This window comes from Neorhizobium sp. SHOUNA12A (assembly GCF_023006505.1).
Lineage (GTDB): Bacteria > Pseudomonadota > Alphaproteobacteria > Rhizobiales > Rhizobiaceae > Neorhizobium.
Map to the genome: position 1 here is coordinate 27,461 of NZ_JALBGV010000001.1, position 16,493 is coordinate 43,953.

Genomic DNA, 16,493 nt, shown 5'->3' on the forward strand with positions numbered 1-16,493 from the left:
ATGGTTTCGGATGGTCTGTCAAACGGCCGGAAGAACGGGGCGGAGCGATGCAGCCTTTACGGTATAACCCAAGGGGACCCTTGTGACCGCCGCCCCCCTCACGTCATGCGTAGCGCATCGTCTATCACCTGCCCCATGAGATCGTATCGAGCGCGGTGAGCCTCCTTCGACGCCTCCAGCCATCCCACCACATCGATCTTCGTCAGGTCAAGCGAATGGCCTGCCCGCTCCGAAAGCAGTTTCAGATATTGCAGCTGGGTGCGGCCGTTCCCCTCGCGAAAAGGATGGACGTAGTTCACATCACCGATGATCCGGGCTACCTCCGCCGCGAACACCGATCGCTCCAGATTTTGCAGAAAATCGGACATCGCGATGCGGCGGTGAACATCTGCCATTCCGGTTTCGATATATTGCCGGAACTGGAATTGGCTTTCGCCTTTGGAAATCTCGACGGTGCGGATCTGTCCCGCCCATTCATAGATATCCTGGAAGAGATGGCGGTGGATCGCCTTCAGGTGCTTGAGATCGAAGTCGCCTCGTGGAATGCCTTGCCGGACACGAATGGTCGAGAACCGACGCTCGGCAAAATCCAGTTCAGCGGGATCTCTGATATCCAGCTTGTTTCGTAAGATTTTCGTACCTGGATAGACGTACGGATCGTCGCTCATCTAGGCAGCGGCTATCGTCTGGCGACAGCGGAAACAATCAACTCTTTCTTTTGCTGCATTCGCTTTTTCAGGTCTTCGCGAACATAGGCCAACTGCTCCTCCGTCGAAAACCCTTCACGGTCGAACATTTCGAACATGGCAATGTCGTCCGCATCGAGGGGATTGCCCTCGATCATTTGGAGGTGCGCCGCTTCAAGCGTGCGTTGCCGGATCGTGTCCTTGTCGCTCATGTGAGAAAGTATCCTCATATCAAGACGGCAAACCGCCCGGATTTCTGACACCATAAAGATACCAGAAATCCGGGCGACCGGCAAACTCAGCGATCAATCACAGGGTTGAAAACCCTCACGCCACCTGCACCACGTGCCCCGCACTCACCTCGCGGTACTCCCGCTTTGGCGGCACGTAGTTGACCGGGCGGATCGGGCTCTTGATCTCGTCGGTCGACATGTTGCGCTTGATCCGCCGGCGGGACGGATCCGGAATCGGCACGGCGGACATAAGCTTCCGCGTATAAGGATGCTGCGGGTTCTCGAACACTGCCGCCCGCGGGCCGATCTCAACGATCTCGCCGAGATACATCACAGCGACCCGATGGCTGACACGCTCCACCACCGCCATGTCGTGGCTGATGAACAGGAATGCTAGATTGAGGCTCTGCTGCAGGTCGAGGAGCAGGTTGCAGACCTGCGCCTTGATCGACACGTCGAGAGCTGAAACCGCCTCGTCCGCGACGATGATCTTCGGGTCGAGCATCAGGGCGCGGGCGATCGCGATGCGCTGGCGCTGGCCGCCGGAAAACTCGTGCGGGAAACGCTTCATCATATCGGCGGAAAGGCCGACCTTCTCCATCAGGCTCGCCGCCTTGTCGCGGGCCTGTTGCTTGGTGCCGAGGCTGTGCTCGACATAGGGCTCCATGACAGCCGAACCGACGCTCATGCGCGGGTTCAATGAGGCGAACGGGTCCTGGAAAACCATCTGGATCGACCGGCGCATCTGGCGCAGCGTCGGCTGATCGAGCTTCATGACCTCATAACCATCGAGAGTGACCTCGCCGCTGGTCGGCGTGATCAGACGGGTGACGGAACGGCCGGTGGTCGACTTGCCGCAACCCGATTCGCCAACGAGCGACAGGGTCTCGCCCGGGAACAGATCGAAGGAGACCTTTTCGACCGCATGGACCGCGCCGGACTTGCGGCCGAACAGGCCGGAATGGATGTCGAACCGGGTGGTCAGGTCCTTGACGTCGAGGATCGGCGTCTTGCCCTTGCCTACCGTGTCGGTGACGTCGGCAAGCAGCATCTGTTCGCCTGTCTTGATATCGACGATCGGGAAGCGCAGCGGCAGCTTGCGCTCGCCCATCGAGCCTAGACGCGGCACGGCGGACAGCAGCGCGCGGGTATAAGGATGCTGGCCGCGGTGGAAGATGTCACTGGTCTCGCCCGTCTCCACCGCATCGCCGCGATACATGACGATGGTGCGGTCGGCGACTTCGGCCACCACGCCCATGTCATGGGTAATGAAGAGGACCGACATGCCCTCCTCTTCCTGCAGCACCTTGATGAGGTCGAGGATCTGGCCCTGGATGGTGACGTCGAGCGCGGTGGTCGGTTCGTCGGCGATCAGCAACTTAGGTCTCGCCGCCAGTGCCATGGCGATCATAACGCGCTGGCGCATGCCGCCGGAAAACTGGTGCGGATATTCGTCGAAACGCGACAAGGCGTTGGGGATGCGCACCTTTTCGAGCAGGCGGATGACTTCCTTCTTCGCATCGGCATTGCTGATGTCGGTATGAACCGTCAGCGCCTCGGCGATCTGCTTGCCAATTGGAAAAATTGGGTTGAGCGAGGTCATCGGCTCCTGGAAAATCATCGAGATGTCTTTGCCGCGCACGCGGCGCATCTGCTCCTCCTGCAGCGACAGCAATTCGCGGCCGTTGAGGAAAACCTGGCCTTCGATCCTGCTCGAATTCTTCGGCAGCAGCCGCATGATGGACAGCGAAGTGACGCTCTTGCCCGAGCCCGATTCGCCGACGATCGCCACCGTCTCGCGCGGCGCCACGTCGAACGAGATGTTGCGCACCACCGTGCGCCATTCGTCGTTCACCCGGAACGAGGTGGAAAGATTGCGGACAGACAGGACCGGGGTCACCGAACCACCGCCCTGTTCCATGGAAGTGCCGGAAAGCAGCATGGAAATCTCCTTCGGATCAGGCGGCGAGCGCGGTTTCGGCGAGCGTGATCCAGTAGCTGACGCCAAAAGGAATAGCCTCGTCGTTGAAGTCATAAGCAGCATTGTGGAGGTTGGCGGTATCGCCGTTGCCGATGAAGATGAAGGCGCCGGGGCGCTTCTCCAGCATGTAGGAAAAATCCTCCGCGCCCATATGCGGCGCCATGCCGGTCAGCACCGACTTGGGACCGGCGACCTTGGCCGCGATCTCGATGGCAAAATCCGTCTCGTTGTCGTGGTTGAAGGTGACGGGATAACCGCGGCGATACATGACATCAGCCGTCGCGCCATGGGCGATCGCGGTTGATTGAGCCACTTCGCTCAAGCGCTTCTCGGCAAAATCGCGAGTTTCCGGCAGCAGCGTGCGCACCGTCCCGGTCATCTTGACATAGGCGGGAATAACGTTGCTCGCCTCGCCGCCGTGGATCGAGGCCACGGTGACGACCAGCGACTTCAGGGGGTCGGTCTCGCGCGAGACGATCGACTGCAGCGCCAGCACGATATGTGAGGACACCAGGATCGGATCGATCGAATTGTGCGGCTGCGCGGCATGGCTGCCGCGGCCGTGGACGGTGATTTCGAACGTGTCGGCCGCCGCCATGATGCCGCCCTTGCGGGTGGAGAAACTGCCGACCGGAAGCCGCGGCTCGTTATGCATGCCGTAGACTTCCTTGATGCCGAACTTCTCCATCATGCCGTCGTTGATCATCGCCAGTGCGCCCGCGCCGCCCTCCTCCGCCGGCTGGAAGATCACCGCGACCGAACCCTTGAAATTGCGCGTCTCGGCAAGATATTGCGCAGCACCCAGCAGCATGGCGGTGTGGCCGTCATGGCCGCAGGAATGCGCCTTGCCGGGCGTCTTGGAAGCCCAGGGCTTGCCGGAGGTCTCGAGGATCGGCAGCGCATCCATGTCGGCGCGGAAACCGATGACCGGACCATCGCCCTGGCTGCCCTTGATGATTGCGACGACACCGGTCCTGCCGATGCCGGTCTCGACGATGTCACAGCCGAAGGCCCGCAGCTTTTCCGCGACGAATCTCGAGGTCTCGTGGACGTCGTAGAGCAGCTCAGGATTCTCGTGCAGATGGCGCCGCCATTCAGCGACCTGATCCTGCATTTCGGCGACGCGATTGATGACCGGCATAGTGATAACCCCGTTGTTTTTTTCATATTTCCACTCTGCCAAGGGTGGATGTCGGGCGGATATTGCGACGCGAAGACACGATTTTGCAAGCTTCAATTTTCCGGCTTGAACGGAAAATAGGCCTATGCTTAGATGGCTCAAAATTTGATCATGCTCGCCAAAAGCGGCAGGATGTAACTTGTTCTTAAGGTAGTTTCGGAGGAGGAACCGACAGGAAATACGCTGCGAAGTCAATAAGTTGAGGAAGGCGACTTCGCAGTCCCGAGGCACAAAAAGCCGGCTCGACCGGCAGGCCCAACCACAACTCATAAGAGAACGACAAGGGGAATAGCAGCATGAAAAACCTCAAACTTCTTTTGGCCGGCACAGTTGCCGCCCTCACCTTCGCCGGCGCCGCCGCGCATGCCGAACGGGGCACGGACGGGGATCTGAAGATCCTGTTCTGGCAGGCCGTTTCGACGATGAACCCCTACCTCTCCGGCGGCACCAAGGAAGTCTACGCGTCCTCGATGGTCATCGAGCCGCTCGCCCGCTACGACGAGAAGGGTAGTCTCGTGCCGATGCTGGTCACCGAGATCCCGACCGTCGAGAACGGCGGCGTCGCCAAGGACCTGCTCAGCATGACCTGGAAGATCAAGCCAGGCGTCAAATGGTCGGACGGCACGCCTTTTACGGCTGACGACGTCATCTTCACCTGGAAATATTGCATCGCGCCGGACGGCGGTTGCGCCCAGGCCGCCCAGTACGAGGGCGTCAAGAGCGTCGAGGCTCCCGATCCGCAGACGGTCAAGATCACCTTTACCGAACCGAAGCCCTATCCCTACAGCGCTTTCGTCGGCGCCCAGTCGCCGGTCATCCAGAAGAAGCAATTCGAAAACTGCGTCGGCGCCAAGGCCCCGGGCTGCACCTCGGCCAACTTCGGCCCGATCGGCACCGGTCCGTTCGTCGTCAAGGAATTCAAGCCGAACGACGTCATCACGCTGACCGCCAACACCAATTACCGCGATGCGGCAAAGCCTGCCTTCGCAACCGTGACCCTCAAGGGCGGTGGCGACGCTGCGTCGGCGGCGCGCGCCGTTCTCGAAACCGGCGAATACGATTATGCCTGGAACATGCAGGTAGAGCCGGAAATCCTCGCCAAGATGGTCGCTGCCGGCAAAGGCAAGCTGGAAACGGCATTCGGCACCCAGGTCGAACGTATCAATCTCAACCATTACAATGCCGATCCGTCGCTTGGCGCAAAACGTTCCACCAAGGAAGCCGGCCCGCATCCTTCGCTCTCCGACCCGGCAGTCCGCCGCGCGCTTTCGCTCGCCATCGACCGCAGCATCATCGTCGAGGCAGGATACGGCGCAGCCGGCAAGGCGACCTGCAACATCGTTCCCGCACCGGCCGCCGTCGCTTCCACCAAGAACGATAACTGGTGCCTGAAGCAGGATCTTGTGGCCGCCAACAAGCTGCTCGACGATGCCGGCTGGAAGAAAGGCCCGGATGGCATCCGCGCCAAGAACGGCGTGAAGCTCTCCTACCTCTATGCGACCTCCACCAACTCGGTTCGCCAGGCGACCCAGGAACTGGTGAAGGACATGTGGTCGCAGATTGGCGTCGGCGCCGAACTGCGCAACGCCAGCGCCTCGGTCTTCTTCGGCGGCGATCCGGCAAGCCCGGACACCTTCCAGAAGTTCTATGCCGACGTCGAAATGTACACCAACAACTTCGACGGCACCGATCCGGAAAAGTATCTCGCAGAATGGCTGTGCGACAAGGTTCCCGGCCCGGCGAACGGTTGGCAGGGCCAGAACATTCCGCGTTACTGCAACCCAGCCTATGACAAGCTGCTCGGCGAACTTTCGAAGACCGCCGAGCTCGACAAGCGCGCAGCGCTTGCCAAGCAGCTCAACGACATGCTGACCGAAGAAGGCGCGCATATCCCGCTCGTCCACCGCGGCAGCGTCTCCTCGCATTCTCTCAAGCTCGCCGGCGTGAAGATGAACGCCTGGGATAGCGAGCTGTGGAACGTCGCCGACTGGTCGCGCACGAAGTGATGCCGATCGCCGGGCCTGCCCTTGCGGCAGGCCCGGCGCCCGCATTTTCTTCTCCGCGCTAGTCTGGAGACTTATTGATGTTCACCTACACCTTGCGACGATTGCTCTTCGCAATCCCGACGCTGCTGATCATTAGCTTCGTCATTTTCGCGCTACTCGATCTTGCCCCCAACGATCCGACCGGCGACCTGCCGTTGACGATCCCGCCGGAGGTCCGCGAACAGATCCGCGCATCGCTCGGCCTCGATCAGCCATTCTTCTTCCGCTACCTCTACTGGCTGCAGCAATTCTTCATCAACGAACCACTCAACATCCTCGAACGCCTGACCGGTTGGCAATTCGGCGATGGTACCCGCATGCGGGTGCTGTCCTGGGCGACCCGCAGCCCGGTGGTCGACCTGATCGTCCAGCGCCTGCCCCAGACGCTGTGGGTCGTTGGTCTCGCATATGTGTTCGGGGTGATGATCGCCGTTCCGATCGGCGTCATCTCCGCCTACAAGCAGTACTCGATCTTCGACCAGATCGGCACGTTCCTGTCGATGGTCGGATACTCGGTGCCGACCTTCTTCACCGGCGTGCTGCTGGTCGTCATCTTCTCCTCCTGGCTGCAATGGTTCCCGTCGGTCTATGACACCAACCTGGTCGTCAACGACTTCTCGAGCTTCCTGCAGCAGATCAAGCAGATGGCCTTGCCGGTCACCGTTCTGTCGCTTTTCAACGCCTCGCAGATCACCCGTTTCGTGCGGGCCTCGATGCTCGACAACCTGCACCAGGACTACGTGCGCACCGCGCGTGCCAAGGGCGTCAAGGAAAAGTCGGTTCTGCTCATCCATGTGCTGCGCAACAGCCTGATCCCGGTCGTCACCGTGATCGCACTCGGCGTGCCGACGATCTTCTCGGGCGCCATCATCACCGAGCAGATCTTTCGCGTGAATGGCCTCGGCCAATTGCTGATCATCGCGGTTCAGGGGGCCGATATCCCGCTCGTCCAGACCCTGACCTTCATCTTCGCGGTGCTGATCGTGCTCTTCAACCTCATCGCCGACGTGCTTTACGGCATTCTTGACCCGAGGATCCGTTATGACTGATGCGACGCTTACAACCGCCCCGCCCGCCAAGGCGGCAACTCCCACCAGGTCGGCGCTCGCGGACATCTGGCGCCAGTTCCGTTCCCACAAGGGCGGAGTAGTCGGATTGATCGTCTTCACGTTCATCGTGCTGGCGGTGTTCGTGGGTCCGTATATCCACCGGGTGGCCCCCAACGCCATCAATATCCGCGACAAGAACCAATGGCCCTCCTGGGCACATCCGTTCGGCACCGATAACCTCGGCAAGGACATGCTTGCCCAGGTGCTCGCCGGTGGCCGCATCTCGCTTGCGGTCGGCATCACGGCGATGTTGCTGGCGCTTTTCCTCGGAACGCTGGTGGGGGTAGTCTCCGGCTATATCCGCAGGCTCGACGGTCCGCTGATGCGCATCACCGACCTGTTCCTGGCGCTACCGCTGCTGCCGCTGCTGCTCGTCATCCTGATGTTGTTTCGCGATACCTTGCGGGCGGCATTCGGACCCGAAACCGGCATCTTCATCCTGATCGTCTTCGTGATCGGGATCACCAGCTGGATGCACACCGCCCGTATCGTGCGCGGCGATGTGCTGGCCGTCAAAAGCCAGGAATTCATCCTGGCGGCGAAGGCGAGCGGCATGCGGGAGTATCGCATCATCCTCAGGCACATCCTGCCCAACGTGCTGAGCTCGATCATGGTTTCGGCGACATTGGGCATCGCTTCGGCGATCATCACGGAATCGGCACTGAGCTTCCTGGGTCTCGGCTTTCCCTCGGATTTCCCGACCTGGGGACGGCTGTTGTTCGACGGCGCCAACTTCCTGCAGTTGACACCCTCGCGCGTGCTCTGGCCGGGCCTGGCGATCTCGCTGACTGTACTCAGCGTCAACTACATGGGCGATGCGATCCGCGACGCGCTCGATCCGAGAGCGCTGAAACACTGAGCCCGCCACACGGACCCGATCGGAATGGCGGCTGCAAAGCCGCCATTCTTCATTCGCCAGTCGGAAAAAAGACCGCTGAAAAAAAAACTCAAAAAAAATTGGAACTGCAGGAACCTATTCCCGAGGCGTCCGTTATGTGAGTGTTCGAAGGCGACCCCCCGTCCCCCGCCCTACAAAGCCTTCGGACATACTCTTCAATCCCCCTCGAAGAGACGAACTGGCTCGGCTCCGTCAACCGGAACCGGGCCAGCTCAGTTTTGTGGGGCATGGTGAATAATGGCGCCGCAAGCGAGCTTTTCGGAAAGACTTACGTCGCGGGGCATCAATGAGCCGGAAAGCTTCTCACCAACGACTATTCTTCAATCCCCGCCGCTCTCCAGCGGGAATACCAGCCGATAGCTGATGCGATCGTTGGAGATGACGTATTGCGCCTTGCCGTTGACGGAGGCCGGCACGACACGCTCCAGCACGGTGCTGCCGAAATGCGCCTTCAATGAATCCTCGGTATCTTCGGAGCTCCGGCTGGCATCCAGCACTTCGTCCCAGATCATCTCCAGCGAATCATGGCCGTTGAGGTGCATGCGGGTGCAGGTGACGTTGATCACCCGACCGCTGCGCAATAGCGAACCGTGGCTGACCGCGTTGACGATCAGCTCGTGCAGCGCCAGTCCGATATGCAGCGAGGCGTTCGGCGTCAAAAGGATGTTGTCCCCGTGGACGCGCACGAGATGCTTGTTCTCGGGCAGGTACTTTTCCGTCTGCTGCTGCACCAGTTCGAAAAAATAGGCGCCGCGCCAGCTGGAATCGGTGATCAGGTCCTGGCTCTGCGAGAGTGAATAAAGCCGCCCCCGGAACTTGTGCAAAAATAGTTCCAGCGAGCCTGAATAACGGGCCGTCTGCAGCGCAATGCTCTGGATGATGGCGAGCAGGTTCTTGGAACGGTGGCTGACCTCGCGCAGCAGCGCGCGCAGCAGCCGCTCGCGATGACGTTCCTCGGAACGGTCGATGATGGTGGTGACGAAATGCAGGCCGCCATTGGAGAATTCCACCGTCTGGACGCGGAACTCGTAGATCTGCTCGGTGCCGATGGTAATCTCGATATGGCCCTTGCGACCGGCTTCCGTCATGCCGTCCTTGAGGGTCGCGAGCTTTGCCCCGACCTCGTCGCCGAACAGGCTGACATCGGTGGGTGTCCTGACGTGCTCGACCGCCCAGACCTCCGGAAGATGAGTGACGAAGAGATAATTGCGGCCTGCGTCCTGGATCATGATGCTGGCGCCGAGATCCACCAGCGCCGGCATGAAAAATTCGCGTAACTTGTCATCACTCTGACCAGCCTGCTGCCATGTCAGGGGATTCACCAAGTTACTCACTCCGTCTGCGGGCTTGCGGGGGAAACCGGGCACCTGCTGTGCGCAGAAACACCTGGATTTATGAGTATGATTATCCGACTTTTATAGGACGTCAAACACGCCGGAACAACCCGACCACCAGCGATATCAGCAACAGTGCGAGAAACAGGAAAAACAGAAGCTGTGCGAGGCCGGTTGCCGTTCCCGCAATGCCGCTGAAGCCGAGCGCACCGGTGAAGATCGCGACGAGCAGGCAGACAAGAGCATAATACAACATGGGCTTTCCTCTTCGGATGCGCCAGAACGCTACCCGTTGCATTTTGTTCCGGCCTGGTCCGCTCGCCCGCCGCCCATGGGATCAAGCGGCGGCCTTTACGGCTTCGTTGAAGAACAGCGCCTGGCTGATCAACGCCTTCACCATGTCCGGGTTGAAGGGCTTGGTAACGAGGAAGGCTGGTTCCGGGCGTTCGCCGGTCAGAAGCCGCTCCGGGAAAGCGGTAATGAAGATCACCGGCACGCTCGAAGACTTCAGGATTTCGTTGACCGCGTCGATCCCGGAACTGCCGTCGGCGAGCTGGATATCGGCGAGCACCATTTTCGGGTGCGAGGACTGGAAGAGCGACACCGCTTCCTTGTGGGTGCGGGCGATGCCAGTGACGCGATGGCCGAGATCCTGCACCATCTGTTCGATGTCGAGCGCGATCAGCGGCTCGTCCTCGATGATCATGATGTCGGTCGCGACCTGCCGCGAGATTTCGCGGGTCGCGTCGTCGAGCAGGCGGTTCACTTCAGCGGGGCTGACATCCAGGACCTCCGCGGCTTCCTCGATGCTGAAACCCTCCACCGAGACAAGCAGGAACGCATGCCGCGACTGGGAGGGAAGCATCGAGAGATTGGCTGCCGCGCGCTGCTCCCAGGCAAACGGCGATTCGATCGGGCGAATCTCAATGTTCGTGGAACCAAAAATTGTAACAAAGAGTTTATAGAGCGAAACACGGTCCTTGGACGTTTCGGGGAATATCGAAACGTCTGCGATCAAAGCTTCCAGGACCGCGGCAACATAGGCGTCTCCCGAGGTCTGTGATCCGGTGACGGCGCGAGCATACCGACGCAGATATGGAAGGTGAGACGCAACGCGTGTGGTGAGTGACATACAAAATCTCCCTCGGTGCCCGGTGGGCAATTGACCTGTTATGAACGTGGGCCTTGAAAAAAAGTTCCGCAAGAGTGGAACTTTTTTTGCCGCCAGGAATTCCTTTGCCCGACGATATCGCAACAGGCTGCCCGCGTGATGAGTGACGACAACAGAAAAAAAGAAGAGATGACAGCAATCCAATCCCAAGAAGTCCGACCCGGAGCGGTGCCGCCGAATGCATCCATATCCCGCAAGTTAAGGGACTTCTACGACGCGGTACAGGAAGAAGGGATTCCGGATCGTTTTCTCGATCTTCTCGAGCGCCTGGAACAGGCTGAGAAGAACGCCAAACCGGTGAACGCAAAATGAGCAAGGAAGACGAGAGCGACGATCGCGGCTTCAAGCGCGACCTTCTCGCGTCGCTGCCTAATCTGCGTGCCTTCGCGGTATCCCTGACAGGCCGGCACGACAAGGCGGACGACCTCGTGCAGGATACAATCATGAAAGCCTGGGCGAACCAGACCAGCTTCACCGCAGGCACCAACATGCGGGCCTGGCTGTTCACCATCCTGCGCAACGAATTCTACAGCCAGATGCGCAAGCGCGGACGCGAGGTGCAGGATAGCGACGGCCTGTTCAGCGAGCGTTTCTCGGTCCATCCGGAACAGTACGGCAGGCTCGACCTGCAGGATTTCCGCAAGGCGCTCGACAAGCTGCCTGACGATCAGCGCGAAGCGATCATCCTCGTGGGTGCCGCCGGTTTCGCCTATGAGGAGGCGGCTGCGATCTGCGGCTGCGCCGTCGGCACGATCAAGAGCCGCGTCAGCCGCGCCCGCGCCCGTCTGCAGGAGCTGCTGGGCGTCTCCGGCGAGGGCGACTACGGCCCCGATGCAGGCGATGCGGCGATCACGTCACGTGCTTTTGGCAGCTGATCCTGAAAAATCTGAGAGAACGCCGCTCACACCTGGGTGGCGTTTTTGACGGCTTCGACGAGGTGGCGGTCGTTGAATGGTTTGGCGACGACACTTATTCCGTCCCAGCCCTTCAGACCATCCATGTCCTCGACGCTGAGCGTGGTGAACACCAGACCCGAGCCTGAAGCTCTCAGCCGAAGCCCAGCCTCTCCACCAATCAGCCTCGAATCGATGACGATAACGTCGAACCAGCCGCTTTCCAGTTCCACCATATAGGTGTGTGGCGTGGCGACCTGGACCTCGCAGGCAAGCGCCTCGGTGAGCACGGCCTCCACTTCCATGGCCACCAGGAACTCCCGATCGACAACGAGGATTCGCAACAATTAAGTCCGCCCGAGATTCGACAACGAAATTCGGCTAGACCATCGAAAGAACGCCCGGTCATTTACAAAAGACACAGGGCGGTCGCAAACCGCCTGCTATTGTTCGCGAAGCCCGCTTTCGTCGAGAGCAGGCCCCAGCACAACGCGGAATATGGCCGCCTGCGCCCGGCAGGCGGCCGTTCAGCTGGTCGCGCGACGAGACCTGCTTATTCGGCGGGCTCGGAATGTCGCCGGCCCGGACCACCCATGGACTTCGCCGCGAGAAAGCCAAGACCGCCGACCACCGCGACGAGCAGCAGCGGACGTGATTTGACCAGCAGCGGCAATGCCGTCAGAGCCGCTGTTATCATCAACGCCTTGGAACTGTTGGAGGCCGCGGCTTCCCGCTTGCGGCGCTGTTCGGAAGCATTGGCGATAACGACGCAGAGATACATAATCAATGCCAGGACGAGCGCGCCACCGGCGACTGCAAGCAGCGCCATCGGCGGTCCCCATATGCCGGCGAGATAGACTGCGAGCGCTGCCACTAGCAGTCCATAGGCCGTCAGCAGGAAAAGCAGCACGAAAGCATAGAGGATCGCATTTCTTTTGAGCTTGCGCGTCAACGCCGCGATATCCATCGCGGCGAGTGAAGCCAAAAGTGGACCAAGTCCTGTCATCGTCAGCGACGCGTCAACAGCGCGAAGAGAAATCCCACGCCGGCGGCGATCGCGACGGCCTGGATAGGGTTTGTGCGGATCTGGCGTTCCAGGTCCTTTTCCATCGACAGAGCCTGATCGCGCGCGGCTTCCACCATATGCATCGAAGCGTCGGCGGCATCGTTGGCGACCCGGCGGGCCTTACCCTTGTATTCGCTGGCCTTCTCGTTGCCCACGGCAGCAATGCTGCGCGTCAGTGCAGCGATATCGTCGCGGAGCTGCTGGATCTGGGCTTCGACGTCCTTGCTGGTTGCCGAGTTCTGGCCGGTGCCATTGCGGGTGAAGTCGGTCGTGGGGTTGGCTGCGGGCATATCGATCTCCTGTTTTGCGAACCTTAGAGGACGCGAGCCGCGGAAGGCTTTGCGCGGAATCAAACGGCGTCGAAAACGTGGAACGGGGTCGGTCTCCCGAGCGAGCGACGCACGCTACCCGCTTCACGCTTCCTGTCGCCGCCGGTGAACGCAGCAACAGCGCGATTGTTCCCCGGCGCGGTTGCACCCAGGCGGAAATAGCCGGAAAGGTTCAGAGGAGTCAGGCGGCCGGCGGCTCCGGCCAGGCCGAAATGCCCCCGGTCCATTGCTCGAAGGCCCTGGAGAGTTTCAGCACCAGCAGGTCGTCATAGCGCGGGCCGACGATCTGCAGGCCGATCGGCATACCGGTTTTCGAAAAGCCGCAATTGATCGACGAGGCCGGTTGTTCCGACATGTTCCACGGTACGGTGAAACCGATATGTTCGAAGGGCAAAGCCGGATCATTGGTGGGCGAGGCCCACTCCGCCGGATAGGAGACGATCGGATTGGTCGGCGAGATCACCGCGTCGACGGTCGTGAACAGCCGTCCACAGGCCTTGCGCATTTCGATCGTCTGGTTGAAGCCGCGCACCGCCTCGACGCCGGAAATGTAAGTGCCGCCTTCCGCCCATTGGTAGATATAGGGCAGGATCAGCGCCCGGCGCTCTTCCGGCATTTTCTCGATATCGCCCCAGAACCGCGAGCGCCAAAAACTGTCGAGCCCGTCGAGCATGATGCGGTTCATGACCGGTTCTACCGGAATAATGATCGCCCCCGCATCCTCAAAGCGCTTGGCGGCGGCCACGACCGAATCGCGAACCTCGTCCTCGACTGCAAGGCCGATGCCGGCATCGAGCATCAGGCCGATCTTCATGCCCTTCACGTCGATATCGAAATTAAGCCAGTCGAAATCGTTGGGCGGCAGCGACGTGCCGTCGCGCCAGTCCGGACGCGACAGCGTCGCCATGGAAAAGGCCGCATCTTCGACCGTGCGGGTCATCGGCCCCGCGCAGCGGCCGACATAATACGGATCGACCGGGATACGGCCCTGGCTCGGCTTAAAACCGAACAACCCCGTCCAGCCGGCCGGCAGGCGCACAGAGCCGCCGATATCCGTGCCGATATGCAGGGGTCCGAAACCGGCGGCACCGGCGGCCGACGCACCGGCGCTCGATCCGCCCGGGTTCTGGGTGAGATCCCAAGGATTGCGGCTGAGGTGATGGAAGCTCGACAGGCCGGAGGAGAGCATGCCGTAGTCCGGGCAGGTGGTCTTGGCAAAGATCACCGCGCCGTCCTCCCTCATGCGCGCGGCGATCGGTGCGTCTTCGGCGGCAGGCACCAGTTCGACGGCCGCCGTGCCGAGCGGCACCGGCTGCCCCTTGGTGGCGATCAGCTCCTTCAGCGTCACCGGGATGCCGTCCAGCGGCCCAAGCGTCGCTCCCTTTGTCCACCGTTGGGTGGAGGCTGCGGCCTGCGCCCTGGCACTGTCCGGATCGTAGAGATAGAGCGCCTGAATATGCGGCTCGAAGGCGGCGACACGGTCCTCGACCGCCAGCCAGTATTCTAAGGGCGAGAGCTTCCTGGCCGAATAAAGGTCAAGCAGTTCGCGGATCGTCAGTTTCAGGAGGTCATTCATCGCAATATCTTCGTTTCGAAATCAGGAATTGTCGCGGGGATCGAGGAGGTCGCGCAGGCCGTCGCCGAGCATGTTGAGGCCGAGCACGGCCAGCGCGATGGCGAGCCCCGGCATCAGCGCCAGCCACGGCGCCTGGCCGAGGAAGGTCTGCGCATCGGCCAGCATCCGTCCCCAGGTGGGCGTCGGCGGCGGCATGCCGAGGCCGAGGAATGAGAGGCCCGCCTCGGTGAGGATCGCGAGGCCGAGCTGGATCGTCACCTGCACGATGATCTGGTTGGAGATGTTCGGCAGCACATGGACGAGCGTGATCTTGGCTTTCGGGCGGCCCATGCTGACGGCGGCGGTAACATAATCCCGCGTCCAGATCTGCAGGGCAGCGCCGAGCGCGAGCCGCGCAAAGACCGGCACCATGAACACACCGATGGCGATGATCGCCGTGAACCGGCCCGATCCTATGAAAGCGCCGAGCATCATCGCCGAGAGGATCGGCGGAACGGCGAAGACGATGTCGCAGCCGCGCATCACGACGAGCTCCAGCCAACCGCGCCGCATGGCGACGACGACGCCGATGGCCGTGCCGACGCTTGCGCCGAGAAGCACTGCAAGAATGGAGGTCGACAGCGAGTTCCAGGCACCGACCATCAGCATCGATGCAACGTCGCGGCCGAACTGGTCGGTGCCGAGAAGACCGAAATCGAGCGGTGCCTTGAGTTTGTGGACGATGTTCATCTTGGTGGGCAGAAACGGCGTCCAGACGAGCGACAGCAGCGCTATGGCAAACAGCGCGAGCGTGATGACGAGCCCGATGAGGAAGACGGGGCGGCGAAGCAGTTTCCTCATTGAGCACCGGCCCTGAGGCGTGGATCGACGACCAAGTAGGCGAGATCGACCAGGAAATTCATCAGGATCACCAGGGCCGAGAAGAACAGCACGACATCCTGCATAACGATGATGTCGCGCTGGGAGAGCGCCTGATAGGCAAGCCGCCCGAGGCCCGGCAGGTTGAAGACGTTTTCGACCAGAACCGCACCGGCGATCAGGAAGGTGAATTGCAGGCCGAGCATGGTGAACACCGGCACCAATGCGTTCGGGACTGCGTGCCGCCAGATGGCGGTGCCCTCGCTCAGGCCCTTGGCACGGGCGGTGCGCACGAAATCCTCGTTCATCACCTCCAGAACCGCGGCCCGCGCCACGCGGGTCAGCACGCCGGCCTGCGGCAAGGCAAGCGCCACGGCCGGCAGGAGGAGCGCCTTGAGGCCGGCAAGCAGCCCGGCATCCCAGCCAGGAAACCCGCCCGCCGGCATCCAGCCGAGCATGGTGGAGAACAGGATGATCAGCAGCAGCCCGACCCAGAAGGCCGGCACCGCAATGCTGATATAGGAGAACAGGCCGGCGACGAAATCGAAGACCCCATTGTGCTTGCGCGCCGCCTGAACGCCGAGAGGAATGGCGATCGAGACCGAGAGCACGATTGCGATCAGCGCCAGCGGCAAAGTGACGATGAGCCGCTCGCCAATCAGCCCCGCGACCGGCACGCCATAGGTATAGGACTGCCCGAGATCGCCCCGGAAGGCCCCGGCGAGCCAGGCGAGGTAACGAACGGGGAGCGGCTGGTCGAGACCCAACTGCTTCTGCAGCGCCGCGAGGGTTTCCGGGCTCGCCGAGGTGCCGAGCATGATCGCCGCCGGATCGCCGGGCAGCAGGTCCATGACGGTGAAGATCAGCAGCGAGACGATGAGCAGCGTCACGGCAAGGCTCAAGGTTCGGCGGATGAGAATGGAGATCATGGGGAAATCTCCATGCCGGTGCCGCAGGCTCCCGCTGATCTCCCCCCTTGAGGGGGAGATGTCACCAAAGGTGACAGAGGGGGGTGGCGACGGTGCGGCAAACCCAATGGCTCAAGAATATGCCAGGAGGTCACCCCCCTCTGTCCTGCCGGGCATCTCCCCCTCAAGGGGGGAGATCGGTATGCCGCGCGCACCCTACTCCAAT

18 protein-coding genes are annotated in these 16,493 nt (G+C 61.2%); 5 read left to right on the forward strand and 13 right to left on the reverse strand.

Annotation, left to right across the window (positions count from 1 at the left end; all coding sequences use genetic code 11):
- Nucleotides 1–98 precede the first annotated feature (98 nt).
- From MOV63_RS00145 to MOV63_RS00160, 4 genes are all read right to left on the reverse strand, one after another.
- Entirely contained in the window at nucleotides 99–668 is a 570-nt protein-coding gene (locus MOV63_RS00145; RefSeq protein WP_247031010.1) for a Fic family protein, read from the reverse strand.
- A gap of 11 nt (nucleotides 669–679) precedes the next feature.
- On the reverse strand, nucleotides 680–898 hold the full coding sequence (locus tag MOV63_RS00150; protein WP_247031011.1) for a hypothetical protein: 219 nt from the start codon (nucleotides 896–898) through the stop codon (nucleotides 680–682).
- Between the two features lie 115 nt (nucleotides 899–1,013).
- A complete protein-coding gene (locus MOV63_RS00155) occupies nucleotides 1,014–2,861 on the reverse strand; it encodes an ABC transporter ATP-binding protein (protein WP_247031012.1) in 1,848 nt (615 codons plus the stop codon).
- A 16-nt stretch (nucleotides 2,862–2,877) separates the two neighbouring features.
- Nucleotides 2,878–4,041, reverse strand: a complete 1,164-nt coding sequence (locus tag MOV63_RS00160; protein ID WP_038545486.1) for a M20 aminoacylase family protein — start codon at nucleotides 4,039–4,041, stop codon at nucleotides 2,878–2,880.
- A gap of 335 nt (nucleotides 4,042–4,376) precedes the next feature.
- On the opposite strand from MOV63_RS00160, the gene MOV63_RS00165 reads away from it, so the two are divergent.
- The 3 genes from MOV63_RS00165 (at nucleotide 4,377) to MOV63_RS00175 (ending at nucleotide 8,093) form a co-directional block, all read left to right on the forward strand.
- Nucleotides 4,377–6,086 (forward strand): peptide ABC transporter substrate-binding protein, encoded by a 1,710-nt coding sequence (locus tag MOV63_RS00165; protein ID WP_038545489.1) that lies wholly within the window; start codon nucleotides 4,377–4,379, stop codon nucleotides 6,084–6,086.
- A gap of 77 nt (nucleotides 6,087–6,163) precedes the next feature.
- On the forward strand, nucleotides 6,164–7,174 hold the full coding sequence (locus MOV63_RS00170; protein WP_038545492.1) for an ABC transporter permease: 1,011 nt from the start codon (nucleotides 6,164–6,166) through the stop codon (nucleotides 7,172–7,174).
- Complete coding sequence (locus tag MOV63_RS00175; RefSeq protein WP_038545496.1) at nucleotides 7,167–8,093, forward strand: ABC transporter permease; 927 nt, start codon at nucleotides 7,167–7,169, stop codon at nucleotides 8,091–8,093. The genes MOV63_RS00170 and MOV63_RS00175 overlap by 8 nt, the downstream gene beginning before the upstream one ends.
- A gap of 359 nt (nucleotides 8,094–8,452) precedes the next feature.
- Here MOV63_RS00175 and MOV63_RS00180 read toward each other — a convergent pair whose 3' ends face one another.
- The 3 genes from MOV63_RS00180 to MOV63_RS00190 form a co-directional block, all read right to left on the reverse strand.
- On the reverse strand, nucleotides 8,453–9,454 hold the full coding sequence (locus tag MOV63_RS00180) for a sensor histidine kinase (RefSeq protein WP_038549628.1): 1,002 nt from the start codon (nucleotides 9,452–9,454) through the stop codon (nucleotides 8,453–8,455).
- A gap of 103 nt (nucleotides 9,455–9,557) precedes the next feature.
- Nucleotides 9,558–9,722 (reverse strand): DUF1328 domain-containing protein, encoded by a 165-nt coding sequence (locus MOV63_RS00185; protein ID WP_007758228.1) that lies wholly within the window; start codon nucleotides 9,720–9,722, stop codon nucleotides 9,558–9,560.
- An 81-nt stretch (nucleotides 9,723–9,803) separates the two neighbouring features.
- On the reverse strand, nucleotides 9,804–10,598 hold the full coding sequence (locus tag MOV63_RS00190; RefSeq protein ID WP_038545500.1) for a response regulator: 795 nt from the start codon (nucleotides 10,596–10,598) through the stop codon (nucleotides 9,804–9,806).
- 168 nt (nucleotides 10,599–10,766) lie between these two features.
- Here MOV63_RS00190 and MOV63_RS00195 point away from each other — a divergent pair, with 168 nt between their 5' ends.
- Both MOV63_RS00195 and MOV63_RS00200 read left to right on the forward strand, forming a co-directional pair.
- Nucleotides 10,767–10,949, forward strand: a complete 183-nt coding sequence (locus tag MOV63_RS00195) for a NepR family anti-sigma factor (protein ID WP_037078171.1) — start codon at nucleotides 10,767–10,769, stop codon at nucleotides 10,947–10,949.
- Nucleotides 10,946–11,512: an RNA polymerase sigma factor gene (locus MOV63_RS00200; protein ID WP_038545503.1), complete on the forward strand. Its 567-nt coding sequence runs from the start codon at nucleotides 10,946–10,948 to the stop codon at nucleotides 11,510–11,512. Before MOV63_RS00195 ends, MOV63_RS00200 begins: the two co-directional genes overlap by 4 nt.
- Nucleotides 11,513–11,538: 26 nt before the next feature.
- On the opposite strand, the gene MOV63_RS00205 is transcribed toward MOV63_RS00200, so the two are convergent.
- The 6 genes from MOV63_RS00205 to MOV63_RS00230 form a co-directional block, all read right to left on the reverse strand.
- Nucleotides 11,539–11,874, reverse strand: a complete 336-nt coding sequence (locus tag MOV63_RS00205) for a hypothetical protein (RefSeq protein WP_247031013.1) — start codon at nucleotides 11,872–11,874, stop codon at nucleotides 11,539–11,541.
- A 209-nt stretch (nucleotides 11,875–12,083) separates the two neighbouring features.
- The gene (locus tag MOV63_RS00210; RefSeq protein WP_157885166.1) at nucleotides 12,084–12,515 is read right to left on the reverse strand and encodes a hypothetical protein; all 432 of its coding nucleotides are present in this window, start codon (nucleotides 12,513–12,515) and stop codon (nucleotides 12,084–12,086) included.
- Between the two features lie 23 nt (nucleotides 12,516–12,538).
- Nucleotides 12,539–12,886, reverse strand: a complete 348-nt coding sequence (locus MOV63_RS00215; protein ID WP_038549630.1) for a YqjD family protein — start codon at nucleotides 12,884–12,886, stop codon at nucleotides 12,539–12,541.
- A 220-nt stretch (nucleotides 12,887–13,106) separates the two neighbouring features.
- Nucleotides 13,107–14,501 (reverse strand): amidase, encoded by a 1,395-nt coding sequence (locus MOV63_RS00220; protein ID WP_247031014.1) that lies wholly within the window; start codon nucleotides 14,499–14,501, stop codon nucleotides 13,107–13,109.
- Nucleotides 14,502–14,522: 21 nt separating this feature from the next.
- On the reverse strand, nucleotides 14,523–15,341 hold the full coding sequence (locus MOV63_RS00225; RefSeq protein ID WP_247031015.1) for an ABC transporter permease: 819 nt from the start codon (nucleotides 15,339–15,341) through the stop codon (nucleotides 14,523–14,525).
- Nucleotides 15,338–16,288 (reverse strand): ABC transporter permease, encoded by a 951-nt coding sequence (locus MOV63_RS00230; protein WP_247031016.1) that lies wholly within the window; start codon nucleotides 16,286–16,288, stop codon nucleotides 15,338–15,340. The genes MOV63_RS00225 and MOV63_RS00230 overlap by 4 nt, the downstream gene beginning before the upstream one ends.
- Nucleotides 16,289–16,493 lie beyond the last annotated feature (205 nt).